This window comes from Streptococcus oralis (assembly GCF_004127215.1).
Classification (GTDB): Bacteria; Bacillota; Bacilli; order Lactobacillales; family Streptococcaceae; genus Streptococcus; species Streptococcus oralis_BD.
In genome coordinates, this window is sequence record NZ_QEWJ01000006.1 from 117,767 (window position 1) to 133,951 (window position 16,185).

Sequence of the window (16,185 nt, forward strand, 5' to 3'; positions counted from 1 at the left end):
AAGGAATGTGAAAGATTTTTCTATGAAAATTTTAATTGTAGAAGATGAAGAGATGATCCGCGAGGGGATCAGTGACTATTTGACAGATTGTGGTTATGAGACCATTCAGGCTGCGGACGGCGAAGAAGCCCTAGAACAATTTTCCAGCTATGAAGTAGCACTAGTTTTACTGGATATCCAGATGCCCAAGCTCAATGGTTTAGAAGTCCTAGCTGAGATTCGTAAGAGCAGTCAGGTTCCTGTCCTGATGCTAACCGCCTTTCAGGATGAAGAATACAAGATGAGTGCCTTTGCTTCGCTAGCTGATGGCTATCTGGAAAAACCCTTCTCCCTGTCTCTCTTAAAAGTGAGGGTGGATGCAATTTTTAAGCGCTACTACGATACGGGGCGAATCTTCTCCTATAAGGATACCAAGGTGGATTTTGAGAGCTACAGTGCAAGCCTAGCAGGTCAAGAAGTGGCCATTAATGCTAAAGAGTTGGAAATTCTGGACTATCTGGTAAAAAATGAAGGACGGGCCTTGACCCGGTCTCAGATAATTGATGCCGTCTGGAAGGTGACAGATGAGGTTCCCTTTGACCGTGTCATCGATGTTTATATCAAGGAACTGCGGAAAAAGCTAGACTTGGATTGCATCCTCACTGTGCGTAATGTTGGTTATAAATTGGAGCGAAAATGAAACGAACAGGTTTATTTACAAAGATATTTATCTATACCTTCTCGATTTTTAGTGTTCTGGTTATTTATCTTCATTTAGCCATTTATTTTCTCTTTCCCTCGACTTATCTGAGTCATCGTCAGGAAACCATCGGTCAGAAAGCGACAGCCATTGCCCGGTCCCTAGAGGGAAAGGATAGGCAGAGTATCGAGCAAGTGTTAGACTTGTATTCCCAGACTAGTGATATCAAGGGGTCTGTTAAGGGTGAGATGACTGAGGACAAGTTAGAGGTTAAGGATAATTTTCCACTAGATACAGCTCGTCAGACAACTTCACTCTTCATTGAAGAACGCGAGGTAAAGACGCAAGATGGTGGAACTATGACTCTCCAGTTTCTAGCGTCCATGGACTTGCAAAAGGAAGCAGAGCAGATTAGTCTCCAATTTCTTCCCTATACCTTGCTGGCATCCTTTCTGATTTCCCTCTTGGTGGCCTATATCTATGCTCGGACTATTGTTGCTCCGATTTTGGAAATCAAGCGGGTGACCCGTAGAATGATGGAACTGGATGCTCAAGTGCGATTGCGCGTGGATTCCAAGGATGAGATTGGTGATCTCAAGGAACAAATCAATAGCCTCTACCAGCACCTGTTGACTGTCATTGCGGACTTACATGAAAAAAATGAAGCTATTCTCCAACTTGAGAAGATGAAGGTTGAGTTCTTACGAGGAGCCTCTCATGAATTGAAAACACCACTGGCTAGTTTGAAAATCCTAATCGAAAATATGAAAGAAAATATCGGTCGTTATAAGGATAGAGACCACTATCTGGGAGTTGCCTTGGGAATTGTGGATGAGCTCAATCACCATGTTCTCCAGATACTTTCTCTTTCTTCTGTGCAGGAATTGCGAGAGGAGAAAGAAGAGATTGACCTACTCCAGATGACGCAAGCCTTGGTTGAGGATTATGCTCTACTCGCTAAGGAAAGAGAGCTTCGGATAGAGAATAGCTTGACCCATCAGCAGGCATACATAAATCCATCTGTGATGAAATTGATCCTGTCTAATCTCATCAGTAATGCCATTAAGCACTCGATTCCAAGTGGCTTGGTTCGCATTGGAGAAAGAGAAGGGGAACTCTTTATCGAGAATAGCTGTAGTCCTGAAGAACAAGAAAAACTGGCCCAGTCTTTTTCTGGCAATGCTAGTCGCAAGGCCAAGGGTTCGGGAATGGGGATCTTTGTGGTCAAAAGTTTATTAGAACACGAGAAATTACCTTATCATTTTGAGATGCAAGATGATCGTTTGACCTTCTTCATGCGTTATCCTAAAGTCGCCCAAGACTAGGAAAAAGAAAGGGTTTACATTGGTTAAGTTGGAAGAAATTCAATCTAAAGTATGGGAAAAACTAGCTTTTTTTATCAAAAAGTGATAAAATGAACAATGTAAATGGGATGTCCCAAAAAATATATAGGAGGCCTGACAAATGGCAATCGTTTCAGCAGAAAAATTTGTCCAAGCAGCTCGTGACAACGGTTATGCAGTTGGTGGATTTAACACAAACAACCTTGAGTGGACTCAAGCTATCTTGCGTGCAGCAGAAGCTAAAAAAGCTCCAGTTTTGATCCAAACTTCAATGGGTGCTGCTAAATACATGGGTGGTTATAAAGTTGCTCGCAACTTGATCGCTAACCTTGTTGAGTCAATGGGTATCACTGTACCAGTAGCTATCCACCTTGACCACGGTCACTACGAAGATGCACTTGAGTGTATCGAAGTTGGTTACACTTCAATCATGTTTGACGGTTCACACCTTCCAGTTGAAGAAAACCTTAAATTGGCTAAAGACGTTGTTGAAAAAGCACACGCTAAAGGTATCTCAGTAGAAGCTGAAGTTGGTACTATCGGTGGTGAAGAAGACGGTATCATCGGTAAAGGTGAATTGGCTCCAATCGAAGACGCTAAAGCAATGGTTGCAACTGGTATTGACTTCTTGGCAGCTGGTATCGGTAACATCCACGGTCCTTACCCAGCAAACTGGGAAGGTCTTGACCTTGACCACTTGCAAAAATTGACAGAAGCTCTTCCAGGATTCCCAATCGTATTGCACGGTGGTTCAGGTATTCCTGATGACCAAATCCAAGCAGCTATCAAACTTGGTGTTGCGAAAGTTAACGTTAACACTGAATGCCAAATCGCATTCGCTAACGCAACTCGTAAATTTGCTCGTGACTACGAAGCAAACGAAGCAGAATACGACAAGAAAAAACTCTTCGACCCACGTAAATTCTTGGCTGACGGTGTAAAAGCTATCCAAGCATCAGTTGAAGAACGTATCGACGTATTCGGTTCAGAAGGTAAAGCTTAAGAAGTTTGTAAAAGTTTGATATAACAGGGCTTATCCAATTTGGATAAGCTTTTTTTGTTCTTTTGCCCCTGATTTTCCCCGAAAAGGACTTATTTTGTCAAAGAGTCTGGGACAAAAAGATTTTGATTTTAGGAATTCTTTATTATAAATTTTAAAAATCGATAGATTAGACAAAAAAGCGAACAAGACAGAATTCTGAGTGTGAGATAACTCGTTTTGTTCGCTTTTTATATTTAAGGTTAGACTTTTGTTCCAGACTCTTTGGTTTTTATAGTAGTTCACTTTTTGTTGGTTCACTGATTTCCTAAAAGAAAGATTCAACATGGCTGACCAGTTAGGCCTTTGCTTGGTTTTCTACTTTATTGAGTAGTTCATTAAACAATTTTAGATTCATTAGGTCTGATACTGTGACATTGAATTTTTTCGATTTACAAAGAGAAATAATTTCATTCCCAAATACCTTTATTTCATTGATATATTGGTTATGAAAGACATTCTTTTGAATCAAGATTTCGAAATTCTTGACGAAATCATAGAGGTTTTTGTATAGTTCATCTAAGTTATTCATTATTTTATCTCCTTTTAGCTATATCCATTTTTTAAAAGCTTTATTGTATGCTTTACTACACTTTTTATAATAGGTTCGTTCAGTACTAGTTAAATTAGTAGAAATCGTATCATTTTGAACACGTAGTTCACTCTTGAGTTATAGATATCATTTCCCGATAGTTCAAATGTGCTGTTTACTTTATCTACTTTAAAAGTATTTGCTTCTCCCCGTTCAATAGTACCCTTACCATCTTTGATAGTAAAAGCCAATTCATTTCCCTCACTAGAGATTCAATAACAGTCACTATCTAGAGATTGTTTGTTCTGACTAGGACAAGCAATTAAGATTATTGTTGTTAAAGCTAAGAGAGTAGCACTTATAAATTTCTTCATGATAAAAATCTTCTTTCTTTCAATTTTATCAAGGTAGTATTACAAGATCGAAACAACGAGTTTCCATTATAGTGGCAAAAATGAAGTATATTCTTTAAAGTATGTTATAATGTTTACATACAGTTTTGAAAGGACTAGTAGTATGTTCGATGATTTAATAATAGTTTTAGATACTAATGTTGTATCTGATATTTTTGAAGCCTCTCCAGATTATTACAATTTTGTTGTAAAGTGTTTGGAAGCGAAAAAAGGTAGTATTTATATAACGGATACCATCTTTCACGAATTGTCTCATTTGAAAAACAAACCTTATTCCCCTCCCTCTTTTGAGAAACAAAAACTATTTTTTTTACAGCAGTTAGACAATAATTACCAAAAAGACTTAATAGCAATAAATCGGCTTAAAAAGTATGAGAGAAACCTCAGTAATAAAGAAAATCTGTATGAAATTGAATATAAATTAGAGAAAGAAAGAGATGAAATCAAAAGATTATTGGATATAGTTGAATTTTCAGTTTTGGTTGAACCATCTCTGTCATCAGTTACTAATACAAACTTTGTTAAAGAGTTTATTGCTGATTTAGTATTAAATAAAAGAATATCCCCTCCTCTACATAGAAGTGTCATGGAAAAAGTGTCGTATGATGTTGAAAAGTCCTCTAAAGAGAATCTATTTCCGGATAAAAATAAAAAAGGAATCTCAAAATTTAATGACTACTTTATTATAGAAGAGTTGAAAAGTTTATCAAAAGAATTGAATAAAGGGATTCTGTTTGTTACGTCGGATGTGAAAGGTAACTTTCAAGAAGAAAAAATGACAGATCTTTTTAAAAAAGAGACATCTCAGGAGCTAGTTGTTTACTCTGTCAATGAATTCTACAGTTTAGTTGCGGTGGAGAATAATATTTCTCAAGAAAATATTACTGAATTATTCTTAGCTGATGAGAAATATGAATTTTTAGAAGAATTAACCCACAAGTCAGAATTAGATACTTTAATAGAAAACTATTTGCTTGACGATATCGAAGGTGTAGATGAGGAGTTAGAATGGTATAATGTTGACTTGCTGTATATAGAAATTGACTTTGGCCTTACTACCGATGAATATGCAACTTATAATATAACTGCGCAGATAGAAGCTGAAAAGGTTTTCTACGACTATTGGGGTCGAGATGATGACACTAAAGCGGTTGTAACTTCGCCTGCGAACTATAAAACTTATAACGGGGAGGTAGTAATATCTATAATTCGGAATTTTGAAGTCAAAAACCAATGTGTTAAAACCAGGGATCTTAAAATTGATATACTTGATACAAGTAATCTAGAGACAGAAATTAATACTTGGGGTGAAATAGAAGATGATATGATAGAAGATGATATGTATGACTAATTTTGAAATGTGAATGATATGTATTTGTCAACGATAAGGTTGTAGATTTGTGACTGTAAATAGATGAGTTCCTTACAAATACTTTACGAAGTCATTATTTGCATATACTAGTAGTATGAGGGATGATAAAATATTTGAGAGGGGCAAATCAACTTTTAGTTTTTGCCCCCCATTTGCTACTTATTTTTTAGAAGTATACGGAAGTACGGTTCAACTTTAAAAGTTTGATTGAGTGCCAAATTGTATTGCTTGCTCACAGTTAGTGTTATTGGGAATTATGGAGAATTGTTCTTCTATGTTCAGAAGGTAAAGCTTAATCTAGCTGAATAATACAGATGAAACCTGCCTGTGAAGGCAGGTTTTTTGGTGTTTTAAGGAAACTATGAAACCAGAATTTTTGATTAAAAGTATTTTTTTAAGAGAGAAATCTCTAATTTCATAATCTATAGGCAAACGCTTGCATTCTAGTTTTTATTGGACTATAATAGGTTGGTATAAAGCCTTCTGTAGTAATAAAATGTAGAAGGTGTAGAAAGTAAGGATTTAGATATTTGTAGCCAAAAATACAATGTTGCTATTCCTTGCTATAGGGAGAGATTTATGGCAATGATAGAAGTGGAACATCTTCAGAAAAATTTTGTGAAGACAGTTAAGGAACCTGGTTTGAAAGGGGCTTTGCGCTCCTTTATTCATCCTGAGAAGCGGACCTTTGAAGCGGTCAAGGACTTGACCTTTGAGGTACCAAAGGGCCAGATTTTAGGCTTTATCGGGGCCAATGGTGCTGGGAAGTCGACAACCATCAAAATGCTGACAGGAATTTTGAAACCGACATCTGGTTTTTGTCGGATTAATGGCAAGATTCCGCAGGACAATCGTCAGGATTATGTCAAGGATATTGGGGTTGTCTTTGGACAACGCACTCAGCTATGGTGGGATTTGGCTCTGCAAGAAACCTACACGGTTTTGAAAGAGATTTACGATGTGCCGGACTCGGTCTTTCATAAGCGCATGGACTTTTTAAATGAAGTCTTGGATTTGAAGGAATTTATCAAGGATCCCGTGCGGACTCTTTCACTGGGGCAACGGATGCGGGCGGACATTGCGGCTTCCTTACTTCACAATCCCAAGGTTCTCTTTTTAGATGAGCCGACTATTGGTTTGGACGTTTCGGTCAAGGACAACATTCGTCGGGCAATTACCCAGATCAATCAAGAGGAAGAAACAACCATTCTCTTGACCACTCACGACCTGAGCGACATTGAGCAACTTTGTGATCGGATTTTTATGATTGACAAGGGGCAAGAGATTTTTGATGGAACGGTTAGCCAGCTCAAGGAGACCTTTGGCAAGATGAAGACCCTTTCCTTTGAATTGGTGCCAGGGCAAAGTCATCTCCTTTCTCACTATGAAGGCCTGCCTGATATGACCATTGATAGACAAGGAAATAGCCTTAATATTGAATTCGATAGTTCCCGCTACCAGTCAGCTGATATTATCAAGCAAACCCTGTCTGATTTTGAGATTCGAGATTTGAAGATGATGGATACGGATATTGAGGATATTATCCGTCGCTTCTACCGAAAGGAGCTCTAAGATGGTCAAATTGTGGAGACGTTATAAACCCTTTATCAATGCAGGGATTCAGGAGTTGATTACCTATCGAGTCAACTTTATTCTCTATCGGATTGGCGATGTCATGGGGGCTTTTGTGGCCTTTTATCTCTGGAAGGCAGTCTTTGATTCGTCGCAAGAGTCTTTGATTCAAGGCTTCAGTATGGCAGATATCACCCTCTACATCATCATGAGTTTTGTGACCAATCTTTTGACTAGGTCGGATTCTTCTTTTATGATTGGTGAGGAGGTCAAGGATGGCTCTATTATCATGCGCTTGTTGCGACCAGTGCATTTTGCGGCCTCTTATCTCTTCACCGAGCTTGGTTCCAAGTGGTTGATTTTTGTCAGTGTCGGACTTCCTTTCTTGAGTGTGATTGTCTTGATGAAAATCTTATCTGGGCAAGGGATTGTAGAAGTGCTGGGATTAACTGTCCTTTATCTCTTTAGCTTAATCCTAGCCTACCTGATCAACTTTTTCTTTAATATCTGCTTTGGATTTTCAGCCTTTGTGTTTAAAAATTTATGGGGCTCTAATCTGCTTAAGAATTCTCTGATTGACTTTATGTCTGGGAGTTTGATTCCCTTGGCTTTCTTTCCAAAGATCGTATCAGATATTCTGTCCTTCTTGCCTTTTTCATCCTTGATTTATACTCCAGTTATGATTGTTGTTGGAAAATACGATGCCAGTCAGATTCTTCAAGCACTCTTGCTACAGTTTTTCTGGCTCATAGTGATGGTGGGCTTGTCTCAGTTGATTTGGAAACGAGTCCAGTCCTTCATCACCATTCAAGGAGGTTAGTATGAAAAAATATCAACGCATGCATCTGATTTTTATCAGACAATACATCAAGCAAATCATGGAATACAAGGTGGATTTTGTGGTGGGTGTCTTGGGAGTCTTTCTGACTCAAGGGTTAAATCTCTTGTTTCTCAATGTCATCTTTCAACACATTCCTTCGCTAGAAGGGTGGACCTTTCAAGAGATAGCCTTTATCTACGGTTTTTCCTTGATTCCCAAGGGACTGGACCATCTCTTTTTTGACAATCTCTGGGCACTGGGGCAGCGCTTGGTGCGAAAGGGAGAGTTTGACAAGTACCTGACGCGTCCTATCAATCCTCTTTTTCATATTCTGGTTGAGACCTTTCAGATTGATGCCTTGGGTGAACTCTTGGTCGGTGGCATTTTACTTGCGACAACAGTATCAAGCATTGCTTGGACTCTTCCAAAATTCCTGATTTTTCTAGTCTGCATTCCTTTTGCGACCTTGATTTATACTTCCTTGAAAATCGCGACTGCCAGTATCGCTTTTTGGACCAAGCAGTCAGGCGCCATGATTTACATTTTTTATATGTTTAATGACTTTGCTAAGTATCCGATTTCCATTTACAATTCTCTTCTTCGTTGGTTGATTAGCTTTATCGTGCCTTTCGCCTTTACAGCCTACTATCCAGCTAGCTATTTCTTGCAGGACAAGGATGGGCTCTTTAATATCGGTGGTTTGATGCTGATTTCCCTTATCTTCTTTGCAATTTCTTTGAAACTCTGGGACAGGGGATTGGATGCCTACGAAAGTGCAGGTTCTTAAGATATAAAATAGGATGAGAGTTAAAAATTAAATATGTTACAAACAACCGTTGAAAATTATTGCGGTTGTTTTTTCATGTTTATTAAGGTATAAATTCTATCCATACCCCTTTTTGCGATTTTGGCAATTATTCCAGTTGATTGCTACTATTTTTGATGGTGTGAATGTGCTGATAATGTATCCCAGTTAACTACGAAAGTTTTGGGTTTATATTTTTTAATGTACGTTAAAAAATAAATTAATGCGTGTTAATTTTTCTTGACTTAAATTTTTTTAATTGATATACTATTTTTCAGAGAGCTAACAATTATATATAAATGTACTACTCTATCCCACTAGATAATACGTCATAAAACTTTTTATAACAAAGGCTAGCAAGGTTAAAGTTTTCTATCTATTGGGTTTAAAATAAAAAATTAAGGAATTAAAATGAAAAAAAGTACGGTATTGTCATTAACTACTGCTGCAGTTATTTTAGCAGCATATGCCCCCAATGAGGTAATTTTAGCAGATGCACCTAGTTCTGAAGATGCTTTAAGAATTTCTGATAAAGAAAAAGTAGTAGCAGATAAAGAAACAGAAAACAATGAACGATCTGAAGATATTCATAATGTTATAGAAACTTCAAAGGATACTGAAGAGAAGAAGACAACAGTTATTGAGGAAAAAGAAGTTGTTAGTAGAAAGTCTGAGATAGACAAAAAAACTAGTAACGAAGGAGCAAGTATCAAAGAAGACTCCAATCAATCCAAAGGAAATGATGCGAACTCATTTGTAAATAAAGATACAGAAAAACCGAAAAAAGAAGATAAAGTTGTCTATATTGCTGAATTTAAAGATAAAGAATCTGGAGAAAAAGTAATTAAGGAACTATCAAAACTTAAGGATACAAAAGTTTTATATACCTATAATACGATTTTTAATGGTAGTGCAATAGAAACAACTCCAGATAATTTGGACAAAATTAAACAAATAGAAGGTGTTTCGTCGGTTGAAAGGTCACAAAAAATCCAACCAATGATGAATCATGCCAGAAAGGAAATTGGAGTTGAGGAAGCTATTGATTACCTAAAGTCTATCAATGCTCCATTTGGGAAAAATTTTGATGGTAGAGGTATGGTTATTTCAAATATCGATACTGGAACAGATTATAGGCATAAGGCTATGAGAATCGATGATGATGCCAAAGACTCAATGAAATTTAAAAAAGATGACTTAAAAGGCACTGATAAAAATTATTGGTTGAGTGATAAAATCCCTCATGCGTTCAATTATTATAATGGTGGTAAAATCACTGTAGAAAAATATGATGATGGAAGGGATTATTTTGACCCACATGGGATGCATATTGCAGGGATTCTTGCTGGAAATGATACTGAAAAAGACATCAAGAACTTTAATGGCATAGATGGAATTGCGCCTAATGCACAAATTTTCTCTTATAAAATGTACTCTGACGCAGGATCTGGGTTTGCGGGTGATGAAACAATGTTTCATGCTATTGAAGATTCGATCAAACACAATGTCGATGTTGTTTCGGTATCATCTGGCTTTACGGGAACAGGTCTTGCAGGCGAGAAATATTGGGAGGCTATTAGAGCATTAAGAAAAGCTGGAATCCCAATGGTTGTTGCTACAGGTAACTTTGCGACTTCTGCTTCAAGTTCTTCTTGGGATTTAGTAGCCAATAATAATCTGAAAATGACAGATACTGGAAATGTAACACGAACTGCCGCACATGAAGATGCAATAGCGGTCGCTTCTGCTAAAAATCAAACCGTTGAGTTTGATAAGGTTAACATTGGTGGACAAAGTTTTAAATACAGAAATATAGGGGCTTTTTTTGATAAAAATAAAATCCTAACAAATGAGGACGGCTCAAAAACTCCAAATAAATTAAAATTTGTATATATAGGCAAAGGTCAAGACCAAGATTTGATAGGCTTGGATCTTAAGGACAAAATTGCAGTAATGGATAGAATTTATACCAAGGATTTAAAAGATGCTTTTAAAAGAGCTACGGATAAAGGCGCACGTGCCATTATGGTTGTAAATACTGTAAATTACTACAATAGAGATAATTGGACAGACCTTCCAGCTATGGGATATGAAGCGGATGAAGGGACTAAAAGTCAAGTATTTTCAATTTCAGGAGATGATGGTGTAAAATTATGGAACATGATTAACCCTGATAAAAAAACTGAAGTCAAAAGAAATAATAAGGAAGATTTTAAAGATAACTTAGAACAATACTATCCAATTGATATGGAAAGCTATAATTCTAATAAACCGAACGTAGGTGATGAAAAAGAAATTGACTTTAAATTTGCACCTGACACCGACAAAGAACTTTATAAAGAAGATATTATCGTTCCAGCAGGGTCTACATCTTGGGGGCCAAGAACAGATTTACTTTTAAAACCGGATGTTTCAGCACCTGGTAAAAATATTAAATCCACTCTCAATGTCATTAATGGGAAATCTACTTATGGTTATATGTCAGGAACTAGTATGGCAACTCCAATCGTAGCAGCTTCTACTGTTTTGATTAGACCTAAGTTAAAGGAAATGCTTGAAAGACCTGTCTTGAAAAATCTTAAGGGAGATGACAAAATAGACCTTACAAGTCTTACAAAAATAGCTCTACAAAATACTGCAAGACCTATGATGGATGCAACCTCTTGGAAAGAAAAGAGTCAATACTTTGCATCGCCTAGACAGCAGGGAGCGGGGCTAATTAATGTTGCCAACGCTTTGAGAAATGAAGTTGTAGCAACTTTCAAAAATACAGATTCTAAAGGTTTGGTAAATTCATATGGTTCCATTTCTCTTAAAGAAATAAAAGGTGATAAAAAATACTTTACAATCAAGCTTCACAATACCTCAAATAGACCTCTAACCTTTAAAGTTTCTGCATCAACTGTAACTACAGATGCTCTAACTGATAGGCTAAAACTCGATGAAACATATAAAGATGAAAAATCTCCGGACGGGAAGCAAATTGTTCCAGAAATTCACCCAGAAAAAGTCAAAGGAGCAAATATCACATTTGAGCATGACACTTTCACTATTGGTCCAAATTCCAGCTTTGATTTAAATGCGGTTATAAATGTTGGAGAGGCTAAAAACAAAAATAAATTTGTAGAATCATTTATTCATTTTGAGTCAGTGGAAGAAATGGAAGCTCTAAACTCCAACGGTAAGAAAAGAAACTTCCAACCTTCTTTATCGATGCCTCTAATGGGATTTGCTGGGAATTGGAACCACGAACCAATCCTTGATAAATGGGCTTGGGAAGAAGGGTCAAAATCAAAAGCGATGGAAGGTTATGATGATGATGGTAAACCAAAAATTCCAGGTACCTTAAATAAGGGGATTGGTGGAGAACATGGTATAGATAAATTTAATCCAGCAGGAGTTATACAAAATAGAAAAGATAAAAATATAACATCCCTAGATCAAAATCCAGAATTATTTGCTTTCAATAACGAAGGAATCAACGCACCGTCATCAAGTGGTTCTAATATTGCTAAAATTTATCCTTTAGATTCAAATGGAAATCCTCAAGATGCTCAACTTGAGAGAGGATTAACGCCTTCTCCACTTGTATTAAGAAGTGCAGAAGAAGGAGTGATTTCAATAGTAAATACAAATAAAGAAGGAGAAAATCAAAGAGACTTAAAAGTCATTTCGAGAGAACACTTTATTAAAGGAATTTTAAACTCTAAAAGAAATGATGCAAAGGGCATTAAATCATCTAAACTAAAAGTTTGGGGTGACTTGAAATGGGATGGACTCATTTATAACCCTAGAGGTAGAGAAGAAAATGCCCCAGAAAGTAATGACAAAAAAGATCCTGCTACTAAGATACGAGGACAATTTGAACCGATTGCGGAAGGCCAATATTTCTATAAATTTAAATATAGATTAACCAAGGATTACCCATGGCAGGTTTCCTATATTCCTGTAAAAATTGATAACACACCTCCAAAGATTGTTTCAATTGATTTTTCAAACCCTGAAAAAATTAAGTTAATTACAAAGGATACTTATCACAAGGTCAAAGAGCAATACAAGAATGAAACTCTATTTGCGAGAGATCAAAAAGAACATCCTGAAAAATTTGACGAGATTGCCAACGAAGTTTGGTATGCTGGCGCTGCTCTTGTTAATGAAGATGGAGAGGTTGAGAAAAATCTTGAAGTAACTTATGCAGGTGAGGGTCAAGGAAGAAATAGGAAACTTGACAAAGACGGAAATACCATTTATGAAATTAAAGGTGCAGGAGATTTAAGGGGCAAAATCATTGAAGTGATTGCATTAGACGGTTCTAGTAATTTCACAAAGATTCATAGAATTAAATTTGCTGATCATGCTGATGAAAATGGGATGATTTCCTATTATCTAGTAGATCCTAATCAGGATTCATCTAAATACCAAAAGCTTGGAGAAATTCCTGAATCTAAATTTAAGAATTTAGAAAATAGAAAAGAGGATAGTCTAAAAAAAGATACAACGGAGGTAGAACATCATCAAGAAAATGAAGAGGCTACCGAAGAAAAATCTAGCTTGACTATTCATAAAACAATTTCAACAATTAGAGATTTTGAAAGCAAAGACTTAAAGAAACTCATTAAAAAGAAATTTAGAGAAGTTGATGACTTTACAAGTGAAACTGGTAAGAGAATAGAGGAATACGATTATAAATACGATGATAAGGGAAATATTATTGCTTATGACGATGGTAGTGCCTTACAATATGAAACTGAAAAACTTGATGAAATCAAATCAAAAATTTATGGTGTTTTAAGCCCGTCTAAAGATGGACACTTTGAAATTCTTGGAAAGATCAGTAATGTTTCTAAAAATGCCAAGGTATACTATGGAAATAACTATAAATCTATAGAAATCAAAACGACCAAGTATGATTCCCACTCAAAAACGATGACATTTGATTTATACGCTAATATTAATGATATTGTGGATGGATTAGCTTTTGCAGGAGATATGAGATTCTTTGTTAAAGATGATGGTCAGATAAAAGCTGAAACTAAAATTAGAATGCCTGAAAAAAATAAGGAAACTAAAGCAGAATATCCGTATGCATCAAGTTATGGGAATGTAATAGAATTAGGAGAAGGAGATCTTTCAAAAAATAAACCAAACAATTTAACGGACATGGAATCTGGTAAAATCTATTCTGATTCAGAAAAACAACAATATCTATTAAAGGATAACATCATTCTAAGAAAAGGCTATGCACTAAAAGTGACTACCTATAATCCTGGAAAAACGGATATGTTAGAAGGGAATGGAGTCTATAACAAGGAAGATATAGCAAAAATCCAAAAGGCCAATCCTAATCTAAGAGTTTTATCAGAAACAACAATTTATGCTGATAGTAGAAATGTTGAAGATGGAAGAAGTACTCAATCAGTATTAATGTCGGCTTTGGACGGCTTTAACATTGTAAGGTATCAAGTGTTTACATTTAAAATGAATGATAAAGGGGAAGCAATCGATAAAGATGGAAATCTTGTAACAGATCCTTCTAAACTTGTATTATTTGGTAAGAATGGTAAAGAGTACACAGGAGAGGATAAGTCCAATGTAGAAGCTATAAAAGAAGATGGCTCTACGTTATTTATTGATGCAAAACCAGTAAATCTTTCGATGGACAAGAACTACTTTAATCCATCTAAATCTAATAAAATTTATGTACGAAATCCAGAATTCTATTTAAGAGGTAAGATTTCTGATAAGGGTGGTTTTAACTGGGAGTTGAGAGTTAATGAATCGGTTGTAGATAATTATTTAATCTATGGAGATTTACACATTGATAACACTAGAGATTTTAACATTAAGCTTAATGTTAAAGATGGTGATATCATGGACTGGGGAATGAAAGACTATAAAGCAAACGGATTTCCAGATAAGGTAACAGATATGGATGGAAATGTTTATCTTCAAACTGGCTATAGCGATTTGAATGCGAAAGCGGTTGGAGTACACTATCAATTTTTATATGACAATGTAAAACCAGAAGTAAAGATTGATCCAAAAGGAAATACTAGTATCGAATATGCTAACGGAAAATCTGTAGTCTTTAACATCAATGATAAAAGAAATAATGGATTCGATGGTGAGATTCAAGAACAACATATTTATGTAAATGGAAAAGAATACAAATCATTTGATGATATTAAACAACTAACAGATAAGACACTAAACATTAAGGTTGTTGTAAAAGATTTCGCAAGAAATACAACCGTAAAAGAATTCATTTTAAACAAAGATACGGGAGAGGTAAGTGAATTAAAACCTCATAGGGTAACCGTGACCATTCAAAATGGAAAAGAAATGAGTTCAACGATAGTGTCGGAAGAAGATTTTATGTTACCTGTCTATAAGGGTGAATTAGAAAAAGGATACCAATTTGATGGTTGGGAAATTTCTGGTGTCGAAGGGAAAAAAGACGCCGGCTATGTTATTAATCTATCAAAAGATACCCTTATAAAACCTGTATTCAAGAAAATAGAGGAGAAAAAGGAGGAGGAAAATAAACCTACTTTTGATGTATCGAAAAAGAAAGAAAAAACACAATCTAATTCAACTAATGATGTCAACAGTATTGTTTCTGATGAAAATGATAAAAACTTTGAAATTAACAAGAACGTTTATCTAAATGAACAAGGGAACTTAACTAATAAAAATACCAACATCAATAGTAAATCAACTATTAACAATCCTAATCAGTTGCCAAAAACCGGAACAGCAAGCGGAGCCCAGACACTATTAGCTGCCGGAATAATGTTTATAGTAGGAGCTTTTCTTGGATTGAAGAGAAAAAATAAAGATTAAGACAAAAGCTATAGAAAAAATGGTTTATGTACTGAGATTAGATTGTGAGGTGATGACATAGTTTTGTGAAAATATTGATTTATAAATATATTATTTAGATTTCTATGAAAATAGGAGCTTTTAAAGAGATATATGTAAAAGCCTTGTCTTGTACTGACCCCAAAAAGTTAGACAATTAATTTATCCGAAGGATTTAGTTCTGTATTGCACAGGACTGAGTCCTTTTAGTTTTATCTTAATTCGTTTATTGTTGTAGTAATCAATGTAGTCCACAATAGCTTGTTCCAATTGGTTAAGCGACTGAAATGACTTCTCATAACCATAAAACATCTCAGACTTAAGAATACCGAAGAAGGACTCCATCATGCCATTGTCTGGGCTGTTACCTTTACGGGACATAGATGCTTGAATTCCCTTACTCTCTAGGAACCGATGATAAGAATCGTGTTGGTATTGCCAGCCTTGGTCGCTGTGTAAAATGGTATTTTCATAGTGTTTCTCTGTAAATGCCTGTTCCAACATCATTTTTACTTGCTCTAAGTTGGGCGAAGTAGAAAGATGATAAGCAATAATTTCACTGTTAAAGCCGTCTAAAACAGGCGATAAATAGAGTTTCTGTGTGCTATTTGGAATGGCAAACTCTGTCACATCCGTATAGCACTTTTCCATTGGCCTTGATGCTTCAAACTGGCGTTGAATGAGATTCTCTGCTTTCTTGCCAATCTCTCCTTGGTATGAAGAATACTTTCGTTTCCGACGAATCCGAG

At 36.0% G+C, this 16,185-nt stretch carries 10 protein-coding genes; 8 read left to right on the plus strand and 2 right to left on the minus strand.

Translation table 11 applies throughout. From position 1 onward, the window contains the following. The first annotated feature begins 22 nt into the window (after positions 1-22). The 3 genes from vncR (at position 23) to DF216_RS06230 (ending at position 3,025) form a co-directional block, all read left to right on the plus strand. Positions 23-679 (plus strand): response regulator transcription factor VncR, encoded by a 657-nt coding sequence (gene vncR / locus DF216_RS06220; protein ID WP_129326291.1) that lies wholly within the window; start codon positions 23-25, stop codon positions 677-679. After that, positions 676-2,004, plus strand: a complete 1,329-nt coding sequence (gene vncS, locus DF216_RS06225) for a sensor histidine kinase VncS (protein ID WP_129326292.1) — start codon at positions 676-678, stop codon at positions 2,002-2,004. The genes vncR and vncS overlap by 4 nt, the downstream gene beginning before the upstream one ends. Before the next feature lie 139 nt (positions 2,005-2,143). Continuing rightward, entirely contained in the window at positions 2,144-3,025 is an 882-nt protein-coding gene (locus tag DF216_RS06230; protein WP_016466093.1) for a class II fructose-bisphosphate aldolase, read from the plus strand. 334 nt (positions 3,026-3,359) lie between these two features. On the opposite strand, the gene DF216_RS06235 is transcribed toward DF216_RS06230, so the two are convergent. Continuing rightward, on the minus strand, positions 3,360-3,593 hold the full coding sequence (locus DF216_RS06235) for a hypothetical protein (protein WP_129326293.1): 234 nt from the start codon (positions 3,591-3,593) through the stop codon (positions 3,360-3,362). A 516-nt stretch (positions 3,594-4,109) separates the two neighbouring features. Between DF216_RS06235 and DF216_RS06245 the strand changes: the two genes are divergently transcribed. The 5 genes from DF216_RS06245 (at position 4,110) to DF216_RS06265 (ending at position 15,418) form a co-directional block, all read left to right on the plus strand. Further along, the gene (locus tag DF216_RS06245) at positions 4,110-5,357 is read left to right on the plus strand and encodes a PIN-like domain-containing protein (RefSeq protein WP_129326294.1); all 1,248 of its coding nucleotides are present in this window, start codon (positions 4,110-4,112) and stop codon (positions 5,355-5,357) included. 600 nt (positions 5,358-5,957) lie between these two features. After that, the gene (locus DF216_RS06250; protein ID WP_129326295.1) at positions 5,958-6,950 is read left to right on the plus strand and encodes an ABC transporter ATP-binding protein; all 993 of its coding nucleotides are present in this window, start codon (positions 5,958-5,960) and stop codon (positions 6,948-6,950) included. 1 nt (position 6,951) lies between these two features. Next, complete coding sequence (locus tag DF216_RS06255; RefSeq protein WP_129326296.1) at positions 6,952-7,770, plus strand: ABC transporter permease; 819 nt, start codon at positions 6,952-6,954, stop codon at positions 7,768-7,770. Between the two features lies 1 nt (position 7,771). Further along, positions 7,772-8,557, plus strand: coding sequence for an ABC transporter permease (locus DF216_RS06260; protein ID WP_129326297.1), 786 nt, complete (start codon positions 7,772-7,774; stop codon positions 8,555-8,557). A gap of 429 nt (positions 8,558-8,986) precedes the next feature. After that, complete coding sequence (locus DF216_RS06265) at positions 8,987-15,418, plus strand: S8 family peptidase (RefSeq protein WP_129326298.1); 6,432 nt, start codon at positions 8,987-8,989, stop codon at positions 15,416-15,418. Positions 15,419-15,598: 180 nt separating this feature from the next. Here DF216_RS06265 and DF216_RS06270 read toward each other — a convergent pair. Further along, positions 15,599-16,185, minus strand: a 587-nt coding sequence (locus DF216_RS06270; RefSeq protein ID WP_129326299.1) for an IS3 family transposase, incomplete at its 5' end; no start/stop codon positions are given.